Raw genomic sequence first — 350 nt, 5'->3', positions numbered from 1 at the left:
CAAAGCACAAAAGATTCAAATAGAATCTAAGGATTTAGAGAAACAATCTATCACTAAACAATTTAAGATTCCAATTATTGAAGATTTTAAAGAGAATGAGATTATCAAAGAATGGAAAAGAGAATCTTTGAGTAATAAGATTGTAGAAGTATATTTTAGTTATGGGGAAGAACAAATTAGATTGCAAGAGTATTCAAGACTTTCTGAAGATGTTAATTTGCATATTGTTACTAGGGATTGTAAGGATAATGAGGAGATAGAAATAACCTTAGAATCTTCAAATTATCAAAGATTTACAACTTGTGCTAAAATACATAATAATAAAGCAGTAATAAAGAATGTGTTTAAAG

At 26.6% G+C, this 350-nt stretch carries 1 protein-coding gene; it reads left to right on the top strand.

Features of this window, described 5'->3' with window-relative positions; all coding sequences use genetic code 11:
• The coding region (locus tag LS69_RS10715; RefSeq protein WP_194145508.1) for a hypothetical protein at positions 1 to 350 on the top strand (350 nt) is incomplete at both ends.

Origin of the sequence: Helicobacter sp. MIT 05-5294 (assembly GCF_000765675.1) — a bacterium.
Classification (GTDB): Bacteria; Campylobacterota; Campylobacteria; order Campylobacterales; family Helicobacteraceae; genus Helicobacter_D.
The sequence above is the reverse complement of the archived record's forward strand: the minus strand, read 5'-3'. Positions and strand labels throughout refer to the sequence as shown.